The organism is Massilia aurea, from assembly GCF_040790145.1.
GTDB lineage: Bacteria > Pseudomonadota > Gammaproteobacteria > Burkholderiales > Burkholderiaceae_D > Telluria > Telluria aurea_C.
The window spans coordinates 564,310-586,416 of record NZ_JBFMMP010000001.1 but is presented as its reverse complement, the minus strand read 5'-3'; the positions used below and the strand labels follow the sequence as shown (position 1 = coordinate 586,416).

Sequence of the window (22,107 nt, the reverse complement as noted above, 5' to 3'; positions counted from 1 at the left end):
AAACGGCATTTTCTGATTGTTTGCTTGTTGGCATGAGAATGAAGGCATAATTCTCTTTCCAATTCGCACCCATTCGAGACGAGACCAGCATGCACCGACCATTCCGCCATACGTTATCCATCCTGGTATTCGCTGTCGGCACGTTCGCCATGACGCAGGGCCACGCGCAGTCGCCAGCCCCGGGCCGCGTCGATCGGGTCGCTGCGCTGCTCCCCGAGCTCGATCGGATGTACGCGGATCTCGCCAGCAGCGAGCACTTGCCCGGCCTGGTCTACGGCGTGATCCTGGACGGCAAGCTGGTGCATGTCCGCGCGCTTGGCCTGGCCGATGTCGGGCGCAAGATCCCGGCGAGCAGTTCGACCGAGTTTCGCATCGCCTCGATGACCAAGAGCTTCGTGGCGATGGCGGCTTTGAAACTGCGTGATGCGGGCAAGCTGCGTCTCGACGACCCGGTGGCCGATTACCTGCCCGAACTGCGCGCCGTGACGCTGCCGACGACCGACTCGCCGGCGATCACGATTCGGCAACTGATGACCATGACCACCGGGCTGCCCGAAGACAATCCCTGGGGCGATCGCCAGATGGCGGTCGATAACGCCAGGCTGGAGCAGATCGTCGGCGCGGGCCTGTCGTTTTCGACCACGCCCGGCCAGGGCTTCGAATACAGCAACCTCGGCTACATCATGCTGGGCAAGGTGGTCAGCAAGGCGTCCGGCATGCGCTTCCAGGAGTACGTCACGCGCGAGATCCTGCAACCGCTGGGGATGACCAATACCCGCTGGGAATACACGCAGGCAGCGCCGGGCAAGCTCGCGCTGGGCTACCAATGGGATCGCAAGCAATGGGTGCCGGAACCGATCCTGGCCGATGGCGACGGCGCCGCGATGGGCGGGCTGATCACGACGGCCGATGATTTCGCGCGCTATGTGGCCTTCCACCTCGATGCCTGGCCGGCGCGCAACGATCCCGAGCGTGGGCCGCTGCGCCGTGCATCGGTGCGCGAAATGCAGCAGCCCCATGTGTTTGCCGGGCTGTCCGCCAAGTCGACGCTGGCCGATGGCAAGACGCTCAATCCGAGCGTCAGTTTCTATGGCTATGGCTTGACCACGCGGCGTGACAGCCGCGACGTGGTGATCACCGGCCACTCGGGCGGGTTGCCCGGCTTTGGCAGCCAGTACTATTTCGCGCCGGATCACAAGGTTGGTATCTTTGCCTTCACCAACCTGCGCTACGGCCCGGTATATCGACCTACGGGCAAGGCACTGGCCACGCTGATCGAGCGCGCCGATCTGGGGTCGCAACCGGTGGCGGTATCGCCCATTCTCTCCACGCGCCACACGCAAGTGGCCCAACTGGTGCAATCATGGGACGAGGGCCTGGGCCGCGCGATCGCCGCCGAGAACCTCTTCCTTGACCGCTCGCGCGAAGACTGGATCGGCTACGCGCGCGAGAAGCTGGGCCCGATCGGCAAGGTGACATCGGTCGGCCCGATCAAGGCCGACAACAGCTTGCGCGGCACGTTCGCGCTGATCGGCGAGCGCGGCGTGGTGAACGTGTATTTCACGCTCACGCCCGAGCGCGACCCCAAGGTGCAGGAAATCAGCCTGACACCCGGCAAGCAATAAACGCCCCTGCATCTGCTGAGTCTTTGCGTGTTCTTTCATTGCAGCGGTCGGCGACCGCACTTGCGTCGTTTACTACTGGTATGCCTGTACGTGGCAGGCAGCCTGCTGCCATCGGGGCTGCTTGCTGCGCCGGCGCGTACTCTTGGCCAGTTCGACCACGCGACGTGGACCCAGCGTGACGGGGTGCCCGACAACATCACCGCCATGGCGCAGACTGTCGACGGCTGGCTGTGGCTGGGCACGTCCGAGGGAGTGTGGCGCTTCGACGGTCTGCGCTTCACGGGTGCGAAACCCGAGGGTGCCGTGGGCTTCCCGGATCAAGCGGTCTACACGCTGCGCGCCGATGCAACAGGTGGGCTGTGGATCGGCTGGATGTTCGGCGGCGTCAGCTATTTTCATGCGGGCAAAACCCGTAACTGGAGCACGGCCGATGGCTTGCCAGCCGGGGCCATCTGGTCATTTGCGGCGCAGGGCAAGCGACTGTGGGCGGGCGGGATCGGCGGCCTGGCGCTGTTCGACGGCAATCGCTGGCAGCGCATGGGCCCGGAGCAGGGCTTTACCGCGCGCAAGCTCGATTCGGTGTTCGTGGATGCCGACGGTACGGTGGCCGCATTCACCGAACAGGGCCTGTTCCTGCGCCCGCCCGGGGCGCTGCGCTTCGAGTCGCCCATCGCCGGGCCGGGCACGCGGCAGCCGCCCTCCCAGTATCGCAACGGCCCGGTCTGGTACTTGGAACAGCGTGGCGTCCGGGCCCTCGATAGCCTGGCCGGGTATGGCCGCGCCAGCCGCTGGGTTTATTGGCAGCGGGCACCCGTCAGCGGCAGCCTGCTGGCTGACAGTCACGGTGCGCTGTGGTTCGATGACGAGGCGGGGTTGCTGCGGCACCCCGATCCGCTGCACGCAGACGATCGGCCCGGCGGCGGATACGCGCCAGGCGCCGAACTGTTCACGGTTGCGGACGGGCTCACAGGCAAGATCGTGCATTGCATGCTCGAAGACGCGCAGGGCAATATCTGGGTTGCGACCAGTGGCGGCCTGGACCGCTTCCGTGCGGCCAATGCCACCGAAGTCAAGCTGGCGACACCTTACCGCGTGCGCCTGCTGGCGGGTCCTGGCGGCGATGTCTTCGTCAGCGACGGCAATCTGACCTCGCGGCTGGGCGCTGGCGGTGCGTTGCGTGCGCTGCCGGCCGGCGCCGGCGCGATGGCGCTGACCACGGCGCCCGACGGCGCCATCTGGCAGGCGACGGCGCATGCCCTGCGGCGCCTGACGTCCGACGGCGAGCGGCTGCTCGCCAGCGTCCCGTATCCGGCCGACGTGGCCCCGGCGGAGAATATCCGATCGGTGCTCGCCGGGCGTGGCGGCGCCGTCTGGGTCGTCGCCAGCGGGCGTGGGGTGCTGCGCCATGCAAACGGATCGTGGCAGCGCAATCCGGCGCTGCCCGACGGCGGGCGCAAGACGCCGATCGCCATGCTCGAAGATGCCCAGGGCCGCGTCTGGATCGGCTACGAAGACAACCAGATTGCCCTGGTCGAGGGCGACAAGGTGTCCCTGTTCGGTGCTGCGCACGGGCTCTCGGTCGGCAAGGTCAGCGTGCTGCTCGAACATGGCGGGTCGATCTGGGCTGGCGGCACCGATGGTTTGGCCAGACTGACGGGTACACGCTTTGTTCCCGTGCGAACGGCGCCGGGCGATGCCTTGAGAGGTCTGGCGGGGGCCGTGAGCGCGCCGGACGGCATCTGGCTGAACGGCGCCGCCGGCCTGGTGCTGCTGCCGGGCGCCGGGCTGCAGGGCAGCAGCCCGGTGCCGGCCCGCGTCTTTGACGACGCCGAAGGCATCGCGGGGCGGGCGCGGCCACTGTTCAACAATTCGATCGTGCGCGCGACGGATGGCAGGATCTGGGTTTCCACCAAGCGCCGGCTATTCTGGCTCGATCCCGCCACGGTACGGCCTGAACCTGTGCCGGCAGCGCCGACGCTGCTGCAGGTGACTGCCGACGGCCGCGATTACAGCGCCACGGCGCCGGCCACCCTGCCACCAAATCCGGAGCGGGTCGCTTTCCGGTTCGCCACGCCGTCGACCGATATGGCGCCGCGTATCCGCTACCAGTATCGCCTGGAAGGCTATGACCGCACCTGGCAGCAGGCCGGTCAAGCCATCGACGTGGCCTATACCGGGCTGCCGCCAGGTGACTTCCGATTTGTCGTGCAGGCGTTGAACGGCGCCGGCGTTGCCAGCCCGGTGAGCCAGCCTTTCCAGTTGCATGTTCCCCCGACGGCGGTGCAGACGGTCTGGTTCAAGCTGGCCTGCGCAGCACTGGCCTTGTGGGCGCTGTGGGGCGTCTATCGCTACCGCCTGCGCCTTCATGCGCGCCGCTTGCTTGCGGTGGAACGAACGCGGCACGCGGAGCGCGAGCGCATTGCGCGCGAGTTGCACGATACCCTGCTGCAAAGCGTGCAGGGCCTGGTCCTGAGGGTATCCGCGACGACCGTGCGCATGCCGGCGGCCGACCCGCTGCGCGCATCGCTGACGGCGACCCTCGAGCAGGCCGACGCGGTGCTGGTCGAGGCGCGGGACCGTGTCCAGGGATTGCGGCGCAGCCCGCCCATCGCAGACGATCTGCCCTCGCAGCTGGCGGCGGCGCTGGCGCAAGTCTGTGACGAGCAAGGCGCGCCACGCTGCCACTTCATGCATGTCGGCGTGCCACGGGCGCTGCCGCAGGAAACGACCGAGGCGTGCATCGGCATCGCGATCGAGGCCGTCCGCAATGCCTGCCGCCACGCACAGGCCAGCAACATCGACGTGCGGCTGGCCTACGGCGACGCGGGGCTGGAACTGCGCATCGCCGACGACGGTCGCGGTATCGACGCGCAGATTCTCCATGTCGGCTGCGCGGGCCACTGGGGTCTCGCCGGCATGCGCGAGCGAGCCGCCGAGGCCGGTTGCAGGCTGCGCATCGACTCCACGGTCGGGGTGGGGACGACGGTGGTGCTGACGACTTGATGTTCCTGTGCTGCGTCAGGGTTGTGGAAACCACCCCTGGCCATCGTTGAAGCCGGCGAACACCGCACCGCGGCTGGCCAGTTGGCGCGCCTCGTGCTCATCCATCTGGTATCCACCAAGCTCGGCCGCTTCGCCGGCCGCATCGACGTTGCCCGATTCGCGCCAGCCGGCGCGCGCATCGCCCTGGGCCGGATTCGGCGCCGGCGCGCGCAGCCATCCACTGCGGGCGATATGCGGGCCGATCGTGCAGCCGATGAACGCCACATTGTCCCAGGTGTGCGCGGTGCCCGGCGAACGGGCCAGGTAGACGCTGCCGGCCGGGGGCAGGTTGCCCGCCGGCCCGGCCCCGTGCGTCAGGCGCGAGCGCAGGAACACGAAGCCGGGATCGCCCTGCGTCACGGTGCGCGCCTGCACCAGATAGCCGCCGTTCGCCGGCGATGCGCTGTCGCCGATGCTGCGAAGTTCGCTGTCTTCGAACAGCGCCGCCCGGTTGTGCCCCCAGATGAAGTCGACGTTGCCCTCGATGAGCGTCCGGTAGACCCACGCGTAGCCGGTCAGTTGCAAGGTATCCTGCTCGCTGGTCAGGTGCGCGTTGCGCACGATGAGCCGGCCCTTGTCGTTGCTGAAAAAGAGCGTCTCGGCCTGCGCCGATGGGCCGTCGCTGCGGCGCGCCGTGTTGTGCAGGGCGATGTCGCGCAGTTCCAGCAGGTCGCTGTCCTGCGCCAGAAAGAGGGCGCGGCCGCCATTGATCCCGGCGCTGCCCGCATCCTGCCCGGCGCCGGAACCGGGGTTGCGCGCATCGCTGTTGGCCGCGCGGATGATCGTCGCTTCGCGGCTTTGCCCGCGCAGCATCACGCCGTCCTTGTCGCGCAAATACAGCAGTTCGGGATACACGCCATCGCGCACGTTGACGGTCACCGGCTTCGCGCGGGGCAGCGTCATCGCGTGATCGAGTGCACCCTGCACCGTGCGAAAATCGGCGCGGCCGTCGTCATCGACCGTTACGCTGTCGCCGACCGGGCGATATGGCGTGGTGCGAAATGTCCAGCGCGCGCCCTTGAAACGTTGACCCTGCAGCAGCGCCGCGTCGACCAGCACGTCGTACTCGGTATCGAGATCGAGCAGGTGGGGCAGGCGCATGTGCAGCGTGTTGCCGTCGACGTCAATGGCATGATGCCGCACGATGCGCTGTCGGCCTGCAGGACCGAGCGCGATCACGGTTTCACCTGGCCGTATCAACGCCGCCAGCGCGCCGTCATGCCGGCGCACGACGCGTACGCTGCCGGCGCCACTGAGCACCGGCGCCTGCCTGAATGTCATCAGCAAGGGCGTATCCGGCGGCACGCCACGCTCGGCATGCGTCGGATGCGGCGCTGTCTGTAGCACAAGCGTGTGCGCCGGTGCGACGAATGGTGCGGCGACGTTGACCACGAATGCCGATTGCTCCCACCCGGCACCTGTCACGGTGATGACCGAACTCCCCGGCAGGGCAGCGTTGACGTGTAGCGCGCCATCGCGCACGTCAACCGTGGCGACGCGTTCATCCGACGACGAGGCGTGCAAGCCCAGTCCGGCGACAGCGATTCGTTCGGCCGGATCGCCCGCCTGCAGAGACAGCGTGGTGGTGGCCAGTGCCAGCTTGATGCCAGCCGCAGGCACGTCCGCCGGGCCGTCCCGCACATCGAGCACCGTATGTTGCGCAGCGTCCCACGCTGCCGGGCGCCCGGCCACCACCGGCGCGACCCGTGCCGACGTCACACGCTCGCCATCGAGCCACACCGACAGCTCGCCGGCCTGGCTGGCAAAGCGCAGTACGACGGGCTGGTTGGCCAACGGTGCGCGCCGCCGTACTTGCTTCAGGCGCACCGGCGCAGCGCCTTGCGCTTCCAGCAATGCGATCTCGAGCGCCGCGCCGGCGTCGATCGCGCGGATGCTGGCGCCTTGCCAGTGGCCGTCTTCGGCCTGCCGTGCCTTGAGCACGAACGGCGCATCGCCTGCCTTCACGATCAATCGTGCTTCGACGAAGCCATCGGCAGCGTCGACGGCGCGCGGCCCTGCATTGTCACGTACATGCTGCGCCACCTCGCCAGCCGGCAGCGGCGCGAACGCGTAAGGTATGTGCCAGCCCACGTCGCCCGCGAAGCCGCAGCCCGTCAGCGGCTGCCCGTTCAACAGCGAGCCGGTGTCGGCATACACGCCCGGACTGCCGCCCGGATCGCGCACGATATGCGCGCACTTGCTGGCGCCGGCGATGTCGTAGGCATTGGCATGCGAGATCACATGCGCCTCATGCGCGACGCCCACGCTGTAGCCATGCGGGTACGCCGGATGCTTGCGGTCGCCCACGTGATAGTTGTTCAGCAGGTGCACCTGGCCGTAGCGCACACGCGGGGCGCGCTCGCTGACATTGGCGAACAGGTTCCCCTTGAACGTCACGCGCAGGTGGGTGCGGTCGCCTGTCGCCCGATCGGCGCCGCCGACGAGCGTGTTTTTTTCGTGCAGCGCGAAGTGGTTGTAGGTGACGCTGACGAAGCTTGATGCACTCGTGATGTCGAGCGCGCCGTCGTGACACTGCTTCGGCATGCCGTTCTCGATCGGCTGCGTATCGTCCGTCACCGGCGCATCGGTGAAGCTGTTATGGTCGATCCATACGTGGGTCGCGTTCGACACGCTGATGGCGTCGTACTGCGAGTTCCAGTTACCCTTGGCGCCATCCTTGGGATCCCAGCGCGGGGCGATGTCGCAGGGATTGCGCAGCGCCAGGTTCCGCACGATGACCTGGGACACGCCGGATACCGCCAGGCTGGCGTTGACCAAGCCAGCGCCGGGCGCAACACCCAGCAGCGTGGTGTTGGCCGGGATGCGCACGATGCTGCGGCGCGCCTGATCCTGGCTGTCGGCGTAAGGCCGGTCTTCACGCATGTCGATCGATGCCGCCACACGCACGATGCGTGCGGGCGCCGGTGCAGTCAAGGCCTGGCGCAGTTCAGCTGCGGTGCGCACGGTGTAGACATTGGCCGGCGCGGCCAGTGCGCCGCCACGGGTGCCGCCGTCCTGCGCGGCCCAGCCGTCGCCAGGCGCATGCTGGCGCTCGGTAATGGGCACAGGAGCAGTGACAGCGCCGGCCAGCGTGAAGGCAAGCGCAGCGAGAGCGGCGCTCATCGTGCGCTCCGCACGGCGCGGGCCATTGGCGGCACGGCCCGCAGCAGCGCGCCCGTCATCATGGCCGCGTAATGCGCGGCGCCCGCCGGCCCCACGTGCGTGTGGTCGAAGTTGGCCCCGGCCCGGGCAAAGGCATCTGCGCGCGCCGGCCCGATGGCCTGGACATCGGCCAGCGACAGCCTGTTCAGGTCGACCAGCGGCGCACCCGTGTCGTGCGCAACACGGCGCACGGCTGCCGACCATGGCGCCAGGTCGTCGTGCACCCAGGCGCCGCGAAAACTGCGGCGCGTGAGCGGCGTCACCAGCACCGGCACGGCGCCGAGCGCCCGTGCGTCGCTCACATAGCGCGCCAGATTGGCCGGGAATTCGTGCACGAGATCGGTCGAGCGTCCGGGCTTGCCCGGCTGGTCGTTGTGGCCGAACTGGATCAGGACGTAGGTGGCGCCGAAGCCCGGGGAATCCCGTAGCAGCGCCTGCACCTCGTCCCAACGGCCCTCCGCCCGAAAGCTGCCCGAGCTGCGTCCGCCACGCGCCAGGTTGATGCACGCGGTCTCGGGCGAGAAGCGGGCGCACAGCGCGTCGCCGTAGCCGGTGCTGCTGGCCATGGTGGAATCACCGACGAGGATAATGCGCAGCGGCAGTGCTGGTGCGGCGCTGGCGATGGAGACGGTACAGGCAAGCAGGCAGGGAAGGGCGCAACGACGGGGCATGGGCAAACTCCACAGGGTTTGCCGATTCTATTTTGGCCTGACCAATTAAGCAAGCGGTCAGGCCATTTATTCCTGGTCAGCCGCGCGAGAACGTGCGCGTGACGCGCTCGAGGTGCGCACGCATCGCCGAGCGGGCGCCGCTGGCGTCGTGCGACGCGATCGCGGCCAGGATATTGCGATGGTCGAGCAGCGTCTGCTTGCGCAGCTCTTCGGTCTGGAAATGTTCCTTCAGCTTGTGCCACAGGCTGCCGCGCTGGGCCCACAGGTATTCGATCACGCCAACCATCGCGGTATTGCCGGTGGCCCGGGCCAGCGCCAGGTGGAAGTTGCGGTCGGCGAGTTCGTTGCTGGCGCGGTCGTCGTGCTGGCGCTCCATCTCTTCGACGGCCTTGAGGATCGCGTCGATGTCGCGGTCGGTGGCGTTCTTGGCGGCGAGGGCGGCGATCTCGGATTCGATCATGCGGCGCGCCGCGAGCACCTCGAACGGGCCCGGGCCTTCTTCGGGCACCTCGGCCGGCGCCACCGCCTTTTCACTGACATACACGCCCGAGCCGCCACGCACCTCCACGATGCCCGACAGTTCCAGCACGATCAGCGCCTCGCGCAGCGACGCGCGGCTTACTTCCAGCTTGGCCGCCAGTTCGCGCTCGGCCGGCAGCCGCGTGCCGGGCTGGATCTTGTCGTCGCGAATCAGGTCCTGGATGCGGGCGGCAACCACGCGGTACAGGCGCGGTTCGGGCTGATTCGGTTCAGGGGCTGCGGGTGATTTTTTCATGTGAGGCTGGCACTCCCGACATTGCGGCCGGGTGTAGGGAATCGTCTGACGATTCTAATTTGGCCAGACCAATCCCGCAAGGCGGACCTACCAATACCAAGAATAAAGAATAACAGGTCATAAGATGTCTGACATCTTATGATGTTGGTATAATGACTTATCTCATCCTATTCATCAGGCAGGCATCATGGTTCCCACACAGCGCAGGCAGCGCAATCTCGCGCAGGGCGTCATCGAACAGATTGGCGCGTCGGTCAAGCAGGGCATCCTGAAACCGGGCGACAAGCTGCCGACCGAGTCGTCCCTGATGACGCAGCATGGCGTCAGCCGCACCGTGGTGCGCGAGGCGATTTCGCACCTGCAGGCGTCCGGGCTGGTGCAGACGCGCCATGGCATCGGCACCTTCGTGCTCGACCGGCCGCAGACCGGCCTGGGGCTGGATGCCGAGAATATATTGACCCTGCGCGACGTGCTGGCGATCCTCGAATTGCGCATCGGCGTCGAGACCGAAACGGCAGGCCTCGCAGCGGCGCGCCGCAGTGAAGAACAGGTGCGCGAGCTGGCCGGCGCGCTGGCCGAAATGCAGCAGGCGATGGCCGCAGGCATCGCGGCGGTGGAGCCCGACAAGCGCTTTCATCTCTTGATCGCGCAAGCGACCGGCAACCGTTATTTCGTCGATATCCTGGCCCAATTGGGCAACGCCATTATCCCGCGCGCACGCCTGAACACGCCCGTGCTCGAGCAGGACAAACCGGCCGATTTCCTCGAGCGCGTCAGCCGCGAACACGACGATATCTTCCGCGCCATCGAGCGGCGCGACCCCGAGGCGGCGCGTGCCGCGATGCGCACGCACTTGTCCAACAGCCGTGAGCGGCTGGTGCAGGCGCAACGCCGGCTGGAAGGCGCAACGCACTAAACGCGCAATATTTTGCTTGCAACCTAAACCGTTTCAGTTGTACGATGACTTACAACCTGTCGTCATACAAACAACTGAACGGAGACTTTCGCATGCATCCCCTGGAACTCAAGCAAACCCTGTCGCACGGCCTGCTTTCTTTCCCGATCACCGATTTCGACGCCCAAGGCGATTTCAACCCTGCCGGCTACGCCGCGCGCCTCGAGTGGCTCGCGCCGTTCGGCGCCACTGCGCTGTTCGCTGCCGGCGGCACTGGTGAATACTTCTCGCTCAATGGCGAAGAATACGGCCAGATCATCAAGACCGCCGTCGATACCTGCGCTGGCGTCGTGCCGATCCTGGCCGGCGCGGGCGGCCCGACCCGCACTGCCATCGCCCACGCACAGGAAGCCGAGCGCCAGGGCGCCAAAGGCTTGTTGCTGCTGCCGCACTACCTGACCGAAGCGAGCCAGGATGGCCTGGTCGCCCACGTCGAAGCGGTGTGCCGCTCGGTGAATATCGGCGTCGTCGTCTACAACCGCGCGGCCTGCCGCCTGACCCCTGATTCGCTGGCAAAGCTGGCCGACCGCTGCCCGAACCTGATCGGCTTCAAGGACGGCATCGGCGACATCGAACTGATGGTCGCGATCTGGCGCCGCATGGGCGACCGCTTCAGCTACCTGGGCGGCCTGCCAACCGCCGAAGTGTATGCCGGCGCCTATAAAGCACTGGGCACCCCGGTGTACTCGTCGGCCGTGTTCAACTTCGTGCCGCAACTGGCGATGGACTTCTACCACGCCACCGCCGCCGGCGACACCGCCACCACCAACCGCCTGATCGACGAATTCTTCCTGCCATACCTGGAGATCCGCAACCGCAAGGCCGGCTACGCCGTCTCGATCATCAAGGCTGGCGCGCGCCTGGTCGGCCATGGCGCCGGCCCTGTGCGCCCACCGCTGACCGACCTGACCGCCGAAGAAGACGCGATGCTGCTGGCGCTGATCCAGAAGCAGGGAGCCATCTGATCATGACCATCCTCGGTGAAATGATCATTGGCCAGGCAGGCCTGCGCGGTACCGGTGGTGACGTCTTCGGCTTCAATCCGGCCACGCGCACGAACCTGGAGCCGGCCTTTGGCCAGGCCACAAAGGATGACGTCGAGCGCGCCTGCACGCTGGCTGCGCAGGCGTTCGACCCGTACCGCGCGCTGCCACTGGAACAACGCGCCGCGTTTCTCGAGGCGGTGGCCGAAGAAATCCTCGCGATCGGCGCCGAGCTGATCGACCGCGCCCAGCTGGAAACCGGCTTGCCGCAAGCGCGCCTGGAAGGCGAGCGGATGCGCACCGTGACCCAGCTGCGCCTGTTCGCCCGGGTGGTCCGCGACGGTTACTTTCTGGATGCGACGATCGACAGCGCGATGCCAGAGCGTGCACCGCCACGGCCCGATCTGCGGCTGCGCAAGATCGGCCTTGGCCCGGTCGTCGTCTTCGGCGCCAGTAACTTCCCGCTCGCGTTCTCGGTCGCCGGCGGCGATACCGCATCGGCCCTGGCCGCCGGTTGCCCCGTCGTCGTGAAAGCGCACGGCGCCCATCCCGGCACGTCCGAACTGGTCGGGCGCGCCGTGCAGCGCGCCGTGAAAGCCTGCGGCTTGCCGGAAGGCGTGTTCTCGATGCTGTTCGGCGACGGCCGCACCGTTGGCCAGCAACTGGTGTCGCATCCGGCGGTCAAGGCCGTGGGCTTCACCGGTTCGCGCCAGGGCGGCCTGGCGCTGCTGCGCACCGCCGCCGCGCGCGCCGAACCGATTCCCGTGTACGCCGAAATGAGCAGCGTGAACCCGGTATTCCTGCTGCCCGGCGCCTTGCAGGCTGGTGGCGCGGCGCTGGCCCAGGGCTTCGTCGATTCGCTCACGCTCGGCGTCGGCCAGTTCTGCACCAATCCGGGCCTGGTGTTTGCCCTTGCCGGCCCCGACCTCGATGCCTTCGTGGCGGCCAGCGCCGATGCGCTGGGTGCCAAGGGCGCGGGCACGATGCTCACCGCCGGCATTCACGACGCCTACACCAAGGGCGTCACCGCATTCAACGCCGTCGACGGCCTGCAACTGGTCGCGCAGGGCGCTGAAAAAGGCAATGGCTGCGCCGCGCAGGCTGCGCTGTACGTATGTGACGCCGCCACGTATCTCGGCAATCCGGCGCTCGAAGATGAAGTGTTCGGCCCGTGCGCGGTGCTGGTGCGCTTCACCGATGCCGACCAGTTGCTGCAAGCCGCTGAACACCTGCACGGCCAGCTGACCGTCACCGTGCATGCACGCGAACTGGATCAGGCGCTGGCTGCAGCGCTGCTGCCGATCGTCGAGCGCAAGGCGGGCCGGGTGCTGTTCAATGGCTTCCCGACCGGCGTCGAAGTGGCGCACGCGATGGTGCACGGCGGCCCGTTCCCGGCCACGAGCGACAGCCGCACGACGTCGGTCGGCGCCAGCGCCATCGACCGCTTCCTGCGCCCGGTGTGCTACCAGAACGTGCCGGACAGCCTGCTGCCCGATGCGCTGCGCGACGCCAATCCGCTGGGCCTCGCGCGCCTGCAGGACGGTTCGTTGCAAGCTGGAGGCAGCAAGTAACGGGACAAGTAACGCCGATCGATTAGCCGCATTACCAGCCGGGGGAGACACCGGCTGTCACTCAACTTGAAAAGAACTGATCACCATGAATCAGCAAGTCATCGACGTAACACCGGCGCAGTCGGTGGTGGGCAGGTATCGCTGGACGATCTGCGCGCTGCTGTTCTTCGCCACCACCATCAACTACCTCGACCGCCAGGTCCTGAGCCTGCTCGCACCGGTCCTGACCGAAGAGTTCAAGTGGTCGAACACCGACTACGCCAACATCACCGCCACTTTCCAGTTCGTGTACGCGATCTCGATGCTGTTCGCTGGCCGCGTGATCGACCGGATGGGCACCAAGCGCGCCTACGTGCTGGCGATCGTGGTCTGGTCGCTCGGCGCCATCGGCCACGCCTACGCGATCAGCATCGGCGAAGCGGTCAACACGGTGTTTACCAGTATCGGCCTGGCGGTGGTGCCGGTGTCGGTGGCCGGCTTCATGATCGGCCGCGCGGTGCTGGCCATCGGCGAAGCCGGTAACTTCCCGGCCGCGATCAAGGCCACCGCCGAATATTTTCCGAAGCGCGAGCGCTCGTTCGCCACCGGGATCTTCAACTCGGGCGCCAACGTCGGCGCAATCCTGGCGCCGTTGACCGTACCGCTGATCGCCAAGCACTGGGGCTGGCAATCGGCCTTCATCGTCATCGGCGGCATCGGTTTTCTGTGGATGGGTCTCTGGATCTGGCTGTACGACGCGCCGGAACGCCAGCCGCGCCTGAAGGCGGCCGAACTTGCCTACATCAACAGCGACGCCGGTGTCGTGGCCGCACCAACGGGCACGCCGGTGAAAGGCTCGTGGTTCAAGCTGCTCGGCTACCGCCAGACCTGGGCCTTCGCCTTCGGCAAATTCATGACTGATGGTGTCTGGTGGTTCTTCCTGTTCTGGCTGCCCAAATACATGTCGGCGCAGTACGGCATGTCGGCCACCGACATGATCATCCCGCTCGCGGTCCTGTACAGCATGACGATGGTGGGCAGTATCGGTGGCGGCTGGCTGCCGACCTGGTTCCTGAACCGCGGCGCCGACATCTACCACGGCCGCATGAAGGCAATGCTGATCATCGCCCTGTGCCCGCTGGTGGTGCTGCTGGCGCAGCCGCTCGGTTACCTCGGCTTCTGGGTGCCGGTGATCCTGATCGGCATCGGCGCCTCGGCGCACCAGGCCTGGTCGGCGAACCTGTTCACGACGGTGTCCGACATGTTCCCGAAACACAGCGTCGGCTCGGTCGTCGGCATTGGCGGCATGGCCGGCGGCCTGGGCGGCGTGCTGCTCACCAAGCTCGGTGGCGCGCTGTTCGACCACTACGGCGCACTGGGCCAGTTGCAGACCGGGTATATGATCATGTTCTCGATCTGCGCCGTGGCTTACCTGGTGGCGTGGACCGTCATGAAAATGCTGGTGCCGCAGCACCGCGAGATCAAGGGGTTGTAATCGATGTCCGTGGCAGTCGAACGTATCTCGGGCGTGCATTGCGCCACCGGTGAAAGCCCGCTGTGGCACGCGGGGGAGGCGGCCTGGTACTGGGTCGACATCCCCGCGCGCCGCATCTGGCGCATGGACCACGCCAGCAGCGCGCTGCGGTACTGGACGGCGCCCGAGATGGTGGCGTGCATTGCCGCCAGCAGCAACGGCAGCCTGATCGCCGGGATGGAGACTGGTATATTCCACCTGGTGCCGGGCGAGGATGGCACGCTCGACGCCCGCCGCCTTGGCGCGCCGGCGCCGGTGGAACTGGGCGAGGGCATGCGTTTCAATGACGGACGCTGCGATCGCCAGGGCCGGTTCTGGAGCGGCACCATGTTCATGGACATGGGCGCCGCGCGCGCGATCGGTGGCCTGTATCGCTATAGCGCCGCCGGCGGCCTGCACGGGCCGGTGATCGGCAATCTGCTGACCCAGAACGGCCTGGCCTGGTCACCGGATGGCCATACGATGTACCTGTCCGACTCGCATCCGCAGCGGCGCATCGTCTGGGCATATGACTACGATATCGATGCCGGCCTGCCGCATGGCGAGCGTGTGTTTCTTGACCTGACCGGGCAGAAGGGCCGGCCCGATGGCGCGGCGGTCGACGCCGATGGCTGTTACTGGACGTGCGCCAACGATGGCGGCGTGGTGCAGCGTTTTACACCTGCGGGCACACTCGATCGGGAACTGGCGCTGCCGATGGCCAAGCCGTCGATGTGCGCTTTTGGTGGACCAGCGCTGGATGTGCTGCTCGTGACGTCGATCGACCCGGCCGGGGCGGGCAATCCCGGCGGCGATGCCGGTTCGGTCGTGATGTTGCGACCGGGCGTGCAGGGCATGGCAGAGACGCCATTTGCCGCTTGAACGAGCAGACGTGAACAAGCCGCGACACCGGTTACCCGGGTCGCGGCTTGCGCATTACACTACTGCTGTTGAAATGAATTCGTGTGAATTATTTCGACGCGTCTTGCATCTTTTCGCCAGCGCGCTCGACGCTACGGCCAGCAGCAGCGGTTGCATCGCTGGTGGCTTCCTTGGCGGCAGCAGCGGCTTCGCGGCTTTCTTGACGCACTTCGGCGCCGGCCGCGTCGATACGTGCACCGGCACGGTCAGTTGCCGCGTCGATACGTGCACCAGCGGCGTCCATATTGGCTTCGGCTTTGTCAGCTGCAACTTCCATCTTGTCGCCAGCGCGCTCGGCAGCTGCATCGGCAGCGGCGACGGCTTCTTTCGATTCCTGGGCGACGGTTGCGCCTGCGTTATCGACGGCAGCGCCGGCTTCTTGCGCCGGGCCCATATTGTCGTTCTTGTTGCAGCCAGCCAGCATCGCGACGCTCAGCATCAGGGCGGAAATGGTCATCGTGGTTTTCATGGTGTGCTCCTTAAAATTAAATGTTGTCGTTTAGCTTACACCTGTTGCTAATTCTTTGACTCACGCCACGACCGCAATCGTGCGCGACAAGGGCATTACAACATTTCCGTAATTCATCGGCTGTGCGCTAGATAACTTAATAACAATTCAGCGTGTGGCGACAACAATCCGGGATCGGCGATGCAGACACGCAGTTCTCGATTAGCCCAGGCATCTTTCAGCGCCACGATGACAACCGACAGGTCGCGGGCGAAGCGGCTGGCCGCCACCTCGGGTAGCAACGCGATGCCCGCATCCTGCGCCACCAGCTGGGCGATGGCGTCGAAGCCCGGCGCCCGCACCCGCACCTTCAATGGCCGGCCACTCTTGATGGCCCACGCTTCGATAAAGTGCTGCATCGGCCGTTCTGGCGGCAGGCACACGAAGGCATACTCGAATGCGTCGCGCATTTTCATGGCCGCACGCGCGGCCAGCGGATGCGTCGCCGGTACCAGCATCACCAGGCGGTCGCTGCGAAACGGCAGCGAGATCATCTCGCCGGTGGCCACGTTGCCATCGAAAATCCCCAGTTCGATCTCGCCGGCGCGTACGGCCTGCACGATATCGCGGCTCGTGCGCTCGTCCAGCTGCAGATCGACTTCGGGATAGTCCGCCAGAAATTCACCCAGCGCAGCCGGCAAGAACGTGCTGATCGCCACCGTGGTGCCAGCCAGGTGCACCGACGTGCGGCGCTGGCCGCGCAACTCGCGCACGGTGTCGCGCAGCTGTTCCATCTCATTGACGATGCGCGCGGCCCGCTCGAGGATGAAACGCCCCGACGGCGTGGGCGTCATGCCGGCCGCCGAGCGGGTGAATACGGCGATGCCGGTGTCCTGCTCGAAGCCGCGCAGGCGGTTACTCGCCGCCGACAGCGCGATGGGAAAGCGTTCGGCAGCCTTGCTCAGGCTACCGGCGGCCTCGATTGCCAGCAACAGGCGAAGGTCGGTCAGGTCGAAGTGCATGGGTTTCTCGGTACGCGAAGGGGGAGTCCAGTAATGACGCATTCTAGCGCTTCCGGTTTCGCGGCAGAATAAGGTCTTTTCGACGGGGCGACAACGGTGTGACTGTGATGAGCGATGTGACATGGCTGCGCCGCTGGGCGCGCGACGGGCGGCTGTATGCAATTCTTGCCGCGACAGGCATGAGCATGAAAGCGGTCTTCGTCAAGCTGGGGTATGCGGCCGCGCCGGTCGACGCACTGACAATGCTGGCGCTGCGCATGGGTTTCGCGCTGCCGCTGTTCCTCGGCCTGGCCTGGCTGGCGCGCGATCCGAAGGCGACAGCCTTGACGGCGAAGGACTGGCTGCACATTGCCACGCTGGGGTTCTTCGGCTATTACCTGGCCAGCCTGTTCGACTTCTACGGACTTGAAACCATCACGGCCGGGCTGGAACGCCTGATCCTGTACCTGTATCCGACGCTGGTGCTGCTGTTCCAGGTCTGCCTGACCAGACAGCGCCCGTCCAACCGCACCTTGCAGGCGCTGGGCATCTGCTATCTGGGCCTCGGCGTCGGCTTCGTGCACGACCTGCAGGTTACCGGCATGAGCGGCGCACTCCTGACCGGTGCGGCGTGGGTGTTTGCCAGCGCCGTGGCCTACGCGCTGTACTTCGTCGGCACTGGCGCCGTCGTCGGGCGGATCGGTTCGATGCGCATGGCAGGGCTGGCGGGCAGCGCATCCTGCTTTTTCGTATTGCTGCATTACGCACTGGCCGGCAATCCCGCTGCCCTGGCGACGCTGCCGCCTGCGGTCTGGCTCAATGGCGGTCTGATGGCCGTGGTATCGACCGTGGTGCCGATCTACTGGCTGTCGCTGGCGATTGCACGATTGGGCGCATCGCAGACGGCGGCGCTGGGGAACCTCGGCCCGGTCTTGACGGTGTTCGCTTCGTGGCTGCTGCTGGACGAGCCGCTGTCGGTGTTCCAACTGGGCGGACTGGCGCTGGTGATCCTGGGGGTAACGCGGCTCAAGCCGAACCCACCGGCGGTACTGCCGGTGGCGCGCAAGCCGGTGTCGGCATCGGTGTGACAGCGTCGAACAGGCCGCAGCCATCCCAGCGGGGCAGGGGCGAGATGGCCCGCGCCGCGATCGCCCTGGCCGCGTAGGCCGGACCGAGCGAGGCAAGCAGGCGAGGGAAGGCGCGGCAATAGGTCGTCTGTATACCGGCCAGGCGCGCCAGCAGCGCGTAGTCGATCACGGTCTCGAGCGGCATCGCATCGATGACCTGCCTGACGCGCTCATGCCAGTCGATCGACCAGGCGGGCAGCAACTGGCCAATGCCACGCACTGTATCGCCAATCCGGATCACGCCACCTCGCACGACGCGCGCCAGCACGCCGCGCCGCGCGCCGATGCGGGCCCCCAGGCGCGCGCCATGCAGGTCGAGCCGGCCGCAGGCTTCACACACGAACATCAGCCGCACCTGCGCCTCGGCGCCGATCTGCAGCACGGTGCCGGACGGCAGATCGTCGATGGGCATGTCGAACAGGATGTTCTCGCGCAGCGCGTGCGGCGCCAGTGCGAGGTCGGCGTAGGTGGCCTGGCTCGCCAGTAGCAGTTGGCGCGGCGAGACCGGATCGCGGTGGCGATCGCCATCGATCCCTTCGCCGGCAACGAGCGTCAGCCGGTCGACCGCCTGCGGCGCGCTCGTGCCGGCCGGCCGGATCGACAGGCCGGCAATCACTATTTTGCCGCTTGCAGCGCCGCCGCCGCCTCGCGGTACTTGGCGGCGTTGGGCACATTCGTCCACGCCGGCTTGACCGGATCGTTGGCGATGTCCTGCAGCGCCACGGCGATCATGCGGTTCACGCGCGCCAGGTTGTCGTAGTCGATCTTGTCCCAGGTGTCGTCCTTGCCATGGTAATCCGGGAAGCCGAACGCCACGCACAGCGTGTGGGCCGGCACGCCGGCATCGGCCAGCGCCTGGTTGTCGCTGCGTGCAAAGTAACGGTCGCTATTGGTCGGATGCTTCCAGAAGCGGATGCCGGTGCGCTCGCCCGCGCGTTGCAGCGTCGTGCCGACGGTCGAATAGTCAAAGCCGGTCATGGTCGCCGAACTGACCTGCGGGCCTTCGCTGTCATCGGTGCGGCCAAGCTGCTCGAGGTTCAGGTTCATCACGGTGTCCTTCAACGGGAACACGGGATGTTTCGCGTAATAGCGCGAACCGAGCAGGCCCAGTTCTTCGCCGAACAGCGCGACGAACACGATGCTGCGGCGCGGCCGTTCCTTCTGCGCCGCCATGCTGGCGGCGATCTCGATCACTGACACCGTGCCGCTGCCGTCGTCATTGGCGCCGTTGAAAATCTCGCCATCGCGGATGCCCAGGTGGTCGTAATGCGCGCTGAGCATCACGTAAGTGCTTTTGAGCGCCGGGTCCGAGCCACGCAGCACGCCGATCACGTTACGCAATTTGGTCGGCGCGATCTCTGGCGCGACGATCTTCGCGACCACGCTGGCGCCGCCTTGTTCCAGCGCCGCAGCGGCATCGGGCGCGTGCAGCAAAACAACCGGCGCGCCTGATTTGACAACCGGGACGCTCGGGTCGATCAGCCAGCCGCCTTGCGTGCGGGCCTGGCGCCGTTCGCGGTCGATCAGCACGATCAGCGCCGGCTTGCTTTTCAGCTTGGCCTGCAGCGCGGCACCTGCGCCGGGAATCGCGGCCGCCGGCACCACCAGCACCTTGCCATTGGCCGCGCCCGGGTCGTCCAGCGCCGCCTGCCAGGTCATGTAGACGGCAGGCGTCCTGGCCAGCGTGACCGGGTCGACGAAGTTGGCCGAGGCACCCGTGCCGGTGATGTTCATGGACTTGCCGCCCGCCGTGATGGTCAAGGCGATATCTTGCTCGCTGCGCCTGGCATACTGCCAGTTCGCGGTCTGGAAGTAGCCGTCGTCGCCCGCCGCTTCGAGCCCCGCGCGGCGGAACTGCGCCGCGATGTACTCGGCCGCCAGGTCGACGCCGCGCGATGGCGTGCCGCGGCCTTCGAGCAGGTCGGATGACAGGAACGACAGGTGGCCGCGCAGCGAATCGGCCGAGATGCGCGCCGTCAGCGCATCGGTGGGCGCCTGGGCGGATGTTGCGCACCCGGTCAGGGCGAGAGCGATGGAAATGGACAGCGCGGAGGCAAGGTGACGCATGCGAAGACTTTCCTGGATTGGCAAAAATGGCAATATGACATGGCGGGGCGAACCGGGTCAACCTGGATATGCGCGGCGATCAACATCATTGACGGCAAGCGCGATGTGGCGGCGCTGCCCGCCGAACTGAATGCGCCCGTGCTGATGAACCTGAACCTGGTTTTTGATGAAGCCACTCACAGGTCAGCCTTGCCCGGCGTACGGCGCACGACGCGCAAGCTGACGCTCAAGACGGCATGATGGCGGGCCACAAGGCCGGGTTCACGCCCATCATTCTCCATTTCGTCGCACCGGCGCTTGCCGCCGGCGGGGCTGCTCGGCACAATGGTGTTCGTGATTGTCATGACAGGGAGGTGAGTCAGCATGGCCAGCATCATCCAACCGATCCAGAGCGCACCGCGCTCGCGCCTGCGCCGCTTGCTGACCGAATTGCCGCTGTCGATCGGCATCAGCGCACTGCTGGCAGGCTTCATCAGCCTGGTCACCGGGCGCTTCCTCGAGAACCTGCTGGTGTCGGTCCTGATCGGCATCGTGGCTTTCGCCATCGTGTTTGGCGGTCGCCAACTGCTTCCCGAGCGTGCGGGGTGGCGGTTGCGCGAATGGGCCGCGTTTGGCGCACTGGCGGTGCTGGCCGCGCCGATTGCCCATTTCACCGGGCTGTACACGGCCGGACTGATCCTCGGCATTCGCACGCCCACGCTGGCCGAGTATCCGTCGGCCGACCGCATCAGCATGATCGTCTTCACCTTCCTTGGCACGACGCTGATGGTCGTGCTGATCATGAACCGCGAACGCGTACGGCGCGCACAAGAGGAGCAGGCCGCCTCGCAGCTGCGCGCCGAGGTCATCGAACGCCAGGCGCTGCAGGCGCAACTGCGCTTGCTGCAAGCGCAGATCGAGCCGCACATGCTGTTCAATACGCTGGCCAATCTGCAAGGCCTGATTGCGCTCGATCCGGCGCGGGCCAGCGACATGCTCGACCAGCTGATCCAGTATCTGCGCGCCACGCTGAGTGTCTCGCGCAGCGAATCGACGACGCTGGAACAGGAGTTCGCCGCCATGCAGGCCTATCTGGGGCTGATGGGCGTGCGCATGGGCGAGCGCCTGCGCTATCGTCTCGACCTGCCGCCGGCATTGCGCAAGGCGCGCCTGCCCACGATGCTGTTGCAGCCGCTGGTCGAGAATGCGATCGTGCACGGCGTGGAGCCGAAGGTCGAAGGCGGCGACATCACCATCAGCGCGGCGCTCGACGGCGAAACTTTGGCGATCGAGGTACGCGACACCGGCCTGGGTCTCGACCAGGTCCGTGCGCCAGTTGGCGGCGGTGGCGGTGGCGGTGTCGGCGTGACGACCACGCGTGAACGCCTCGACGCGCTGTATGGCGAGCGCGCCGCGCTTGCCTTGAACGCGGCGCATCCGCACGGTACGCTGGCCCGATTGACCCTTCCATTGGAGTTCGAACAATGACACGCGCCCTGATCGCCGAAGATGAACCGATCCTCGCTGCCACCCTGGCCAGGACACTGCAAGGGCTGTGGCCCGACCTCGACATTGTCGCCACTGCGCCGAATGGCCTGGCCGCTGTCGAACAGACCTTGCTGCTCCGGCCGGACGTGCTGTTCCTGGACATCCGCATGCCAGGCCAGACGGGCCTCGAAGCGGCCGAAGAGCTGGCCGAACGCTGGGAAGGGCCGGCGCCGTTTCCGCACATCGTCTTCGTGACGGCCTTCGACGATTACGCGGTGCAGGCGTTCGAGCATGCGGCGTTCGACTATGTGCTCAAGCCGGTCAGCAGCGCACGGCTGGGCAAGACGGTCGAGCGCCTGCGCGGGGTGTTCGAGGCGCGCGCAGTATCGGCGCCAAATGCGCTGGCGCCGGACGCGTTGGCGCGGCTGTTGGGGCAATTGCAGGCGCTGGCCCCGGCGGCCGCACCGGTCGAACGCTTGAGCACGATACGGGCGGCGGTGGGCAACGCGGTGCGCATGATTCCGGTGACCGATGTCGTGTTCTTCCAGGCGATCGACAAGTATGTGAATGTCGTCACGGCCGACGCCGAAGCGCTGATCCGGGTGCCGCTGAAGGAACTGCTGCCGCAGATCGACGGGACGCTATTTCGCCAGGTGAGCCGCAGCACGGTGGTGAACATGGCCTGCGTGACGAGCGCGGGGCGGGATGACCTGGGCAAGGTGATGCTCACGCTGCGCGGCCGGCCGGAAAAGCCGCGTGTCAGTCCGGTGTATGCGCATTTGTTCAGGCAGATGTAGGGC

At 66.7% G+C, this 22,107-nt stretch carries 18 protein-coding genes; 11 read left to right on the top strand and 7 right to left on the bottom strand.

What is annotated here, in order from left to right:
* The first annotated feature begins 89 nt into the window (after positions 1-89).
* Together AB2N08_RS02485 and AB2N08_RS02480 are read left to right on the top strand one after the other, a co-directional pair.
* Positions 90-1,625: a serine hydrolase domain-containing protein gene (locus AB2N08_RS02485; RefSeq protein ID WP_367609021.1), complete on the top strand. Its 1,536-nt coding sequence runs from the start codon at positions 90-92 to the stop codon at positions 1,623-1,625.
* Positions 1,626-1,685: 60 nt separating this feature from the next.
* Complete coding sequence (locus tag AB2N08_RS02480; protein ID WP_367609020.1) at positions 1,686-4,628, top strand: sensor histidine kinase; 2,943 nt, start codon at positions 1,686-1,688, stop codon at positions 4,626-4,628.
* Between the two features lie 15 nt (positions 4,629-4,643).
* On the opposite strand, the gene AB2N08_RS02475 is transcribed toward AB2N08_RS02480, so the two are convergent.
* From AB2N08_RS02475 to AB2N08_RS02465, 3 genes are all read right to left on the bottom strand, one after another.
* The gene (locus AB2N08_RS02475) at positions 4,644-7,790 is read right to left on the bottom strand and encodes a pectinesterase family protein (protein WP_367609019.1); all 3,147 of its coding nucleotides are present in this window, start codon (positions 7,788-7,790) and stop codon (positions 4,644-4,646) included.
* Positions 7,787-8,500 carry a rhamnogalacturonan acetylesterase gene (locus tag AB2N08_RS02470; RefSeq protein WP_367609018.1) on the bottom strand — a complete coding sequence of 238 codons (714 nt, stop codon included), beginning with the start codon at positions 8,498-8,500 and terminating at the stop codon, positions 7,787-7,789. The genes AB2N08_RS02475 and AB2N08_RS02470 overlap by 4 nt, the downstream gene beginning before the upstream one ends.
* Before the next feature lie 76 nt (positions 8,501-8,576).
* Positions 8,577-9,275: a FadR/GntR family transcriptional regulator gene (locus tag AB2N08_RS02465; protein WP_367609017.1), complete on the bottom strand. Its 699-nt coding sequence runs from the start codon at positions 9,273-9,275 to the stop codon at positions 8,577-8,579.
* Between the two features lie 187 nt (positions 9,276-9,462).
* On the opposite strand from AB2N08_RS02465, the gene AB2N08_RS02460 reads away from it, so the two are divergent.
* The 5 genes from AB2N08_RS02460 (at position 9,463) to AB2N08_RS02440 (ending at position 15,158) form a co-directional block, all read left to right on the top strand.
* The gene (locus tag AB2N08_RS02460) at positions 9,463-10,191 is read left to right on the top strand and encodes a FadR/GntR family transcriptional regulator (protein ID WP_367609016.1); all 729 of its coding nucleotides are present in this window, start codon (positions 9,463-9,465) and stop codon (positions 10,189-10,191) included.
* A 92-nt stretch (positions 10,192-10,283) separates the two neighbouring features.
* On the top strand, positions 10,284-11,195 hold the full coding sequence (kdgD, locus tag AB2N08_RS02455) for a 5-dehydro-4-deoxyglucarate dehydratase (RefSeq protein ID WP_367609015.1): 912 nt from the start codon (positions 10,284-10,286) through the stop codon (positions 11,193-11,195).
* A gap of 2 nt (positions 11,196-11,197) precedes the next feature.
* Positions 11,198-12,784, top strand: coding sequence for an aldehyde dehydrogenase (NADP(+)) (locus tag AB2N08_RS02450; protein ID WP_367609014.1), 1,587 nt, complete (start codon positions 11,198-11,200; stop codon positions 12,782-12,784).
* Between the two features lie 85 nt (positions 12,785-12,869).
* The gene (locus AB2N08_RS02445; RefSeq protein WP_367609013.1) at positions 12,870-14,258 is read left to right on the top strand and encodes an MFS transporter; all 1,389 of its coding nucleotides are present in this window, start codon (positions 12,870-12,872) and stop codon (positions 14,256-14,258) included.
* A gap of 3 nt (positions 14,259-14,261) precedes the next feature.
* Positions 14,262-15,158: an SMP-30/gluconolactonase/LRE family protein gene (locus AB2N08_RS02440; RefSeq protein WP_367609012.1), complete on the top strand. Its 897-nt coding sequence runs from the start codon at positions 14,262-14,264 to the stop codon at positions 15,156-15,158.
* An 88-nt stretch (positions 15,159-15,246) separates the two neighbouring features.
* Here AB2N08_RS02440 and AB2N08_RS02435 read toward each other — a convergent pair whose 3' ends face one another.
* The gene (locus AB2N08_RS02435; RefSeq protein ID WP_367609011.1) at positions 15,247-15,666 is read right to left on the bottom strand and encodes a hypothetical protein; all 420 of its coding nucleotides are present in this window, start codon (positions 15,664-15,666) and stop codon (positions 15,247-15,249) included.
* Between the two features lie 113 nt (positions 15,667-15,779).
* The gene (locus AB2N08_RS02430; protein WP_367609010.1) at positions 15,780-16,667 is read right to left on the bottom strand and encodes a LysR family transcriptional regulator; all 888 of its coding nucleotides are present in this window, start codon (positions 16,665-16,667) and stop codon (positions 15,780-15,782) included.
* A 107-nt stretch (positions 16,668-16,774) separates the two neighbouring features.
* Between AB2N08_RS02430 and AB2N08_RS02425 the strand changes: the two genes are divergently transcribed.
* Positions 16,775-17,734, top strand: coding sequence for a DMT family transporter (locus AB2N08_RS02425; protein WP_367609009.1), 960 nt, complete (start codon positions 16,775-16,777; stop codon positions 17,732-17,734).
* Here AB2N08_RS02425 and AB2N08_RS02420 read toward each other — a convergent pair.
* Together AB2N08_RS02420 and AB2N08_RS02415 are read right to left on the bottom strand one after the other, a co-directional pair.
* Positions 17,673-18,389, bottom strand: coding sequence for an MOSC domain-containing protein (locus tag AB2N08_RS02420; RefSeq protein WP_367609008.1), 717 nt, complete (start codon positions 18,387-18,389; stop codon positions 17,673-17,675). The two genes, AB2N08_RS02425 and AB2N08_RS02420, sit on opposite strands and share 62 nt — an antisense overlap.
* Entirely contained in the window at positions 18,389-19,840 is a 1,452-nt protein-coding gene (locus AB2N08_RS02415) for a M28 family peptidase (protein WP_367609007.1), read from the bottom strand. Before AB2N08_RS02415 ends, AB2N08_RS02420 begins: the two co-directional genes overlap by 1 nt.
* On the opposite strand from AB2N08_RS02415, the gene AB2N08_RS02410 reads away from it, so the two are divergent.
* From AB2N08_RS02410 to AB2N08_RS02400, 3 genes are all read left to right on the top strand, one after another.
* On the top strand, positions 19,832-20,080 hold the full coding sequence (locus tag AB2N08_RS02410) for a hypothetical protein (RefSeq protein WP_367609006.1): 249 nt from the start codon (positions 19,832-19,834) through the stop codon (positions 20,078-20,080). The genes AB2N08_RS02415 and AB2N08_RS02410 overlap by 9 nt on opposite strands.
* A 123-nt stretch (positions 20,081-20,203) precedes the next feature.
* Positions 20,204-21,307: a sensor histidine kinase gene (locus AB2N08_RS02405; protein ID WP_367609005.1), complete on the top strand. Its 1,104-nt coding sequence runs from the start codon at positions 20,204-20,206 to the stop codon at positions 21,305-21,307.
* Positions 21,304-22,104 carry a LytR/AlgR family response regulator transcription factor gene (locus AB2N08_RS02400; RefSeq protein WP_367609004.1) on the top strand — a complete coding sequence of 267 codons (801 nt, stop codon included), beginning with the start codon at positions 21,304-21,306 and terminating at the stop codon, positions 22,102-22,104. The genes AB2N08_RS02405 and AB2N08_RS02400 overlap by 4 nt, the downstream gene beginning before the upstream one ends.
* Positions 22,105-22,107 lie beyond the last annotated feature (3 nt).

Excerpts from the sequence above, each read along its gene's own strand:
- AB2N08_RS02475 (WP_367609019.1), bottom strand. The coding sequence starts at position 7,790 with ATGAGCGCCGCTCTCGCTGCGCTTGCCTTCACGCTGGCCGGCGCTGTC.
- AB2N08_RS02465 (WP_367609017.1), bottom strand. The coding sequence starts at position 9,275 with ATGAAAAAATCACCCGCAGCCCCTGAACCGAATCAGCCCGAACCGCGC.
- AB2N08_RS02415 (WP_367609007.1), bottom strand. The coding sequence starts at position 19,840 with ATGCGTCACCTTGCCTCCGCGCTGTCCATTTCCATCGCTCTCGCCCTG.
- AB2N08_RS02470 (WP_367609018.1), bottom strand. The coding sequence starts at position 8,500 with ATGCCCCGTCGTTGCGCCCTTCCCTGCCTGCTTGCCTGTACCGTCTCC.
- AB2N08_RS02435 (WP_367609011.1), bottom strand. The coding sequence starts at position 15,666 with ATGAAAACCACGATGACCATTTCCGCCCTGATGCTGAGCGTCGCGATG.
- AB2N08_RS02450 (WP_367609014.1), top strand. The coding sequence starts at position 11,198 with ATGACCATCCTCGGTGAAATGATCATTGGCCAGGCAGGCCTGCGCGGT.
- AB2N08_RS02400 (WP_367609004.1), top strand. The coding sequence starts at position 21,304 with ATGACACGCGCCCTGATCGCCGAAGATGAACCGATCCTCGCTGCCACC.
- AB2N08_RS02430 (WP_367609010.1), bottom strand. The coding sequence starts at position 16,667 with ATGCACTTCGACCTGACCGACCTTCGCCTGTTGCTGGCAATCGAGGCC.
- AB2N08_RS02445 (WP_367609013.1), top strand. The coding sequence starts at position 12,870 with ATGAATCAGCAAGTCATCGACGTAACACCGGCGCAGTCGGTGGTGGGC.
- AB2N08_RS02405 (WP_367609005.1), top strand. The coding sequence starts at position 20,204 with ATGGCCAGCATCATCCAACCGATCCAGAGCGCACCGCGCTCGCGCCTG.
- AB2N08_RS02485 (WP_367609021.1), top strand. The coding sequence starts at position 90 with ATGCACCGACCATTCCGCCATACGTTATCCATCCTGGTATTCGCTGTC.
- AB2N08_RS02440 (WP_367609012.1), top strand. The coding sequence starts at position 14,262 with ATGTCCGTGGCAGTCGAACGTATCTCGGGCGTGCATTGCGCCACCGGT.
- kdgD (WP_367609015.1), top strand. The coding sequence starts at position 10,284 with ATGCATCCCCTGGAACTCAAGCAAACCCTGTCGCACGGCCTGCTTTCT.
- AB2N08_RS02425 (WP_367609009.1), top strand. The coding sequence starts at position 16,775 with ATGAGCGATGTGACATGGCTGCGCCGCTGGGCGCGCGACGGGCGGCTG.
- AB2N08_RS02460 (WP_367609016.1), top strand. The coding sequence starts at position 9,463 with ATGGTTCCCACACAGCGCAGGCAGCGCAATCTCGCGCAGGGCGTCATC.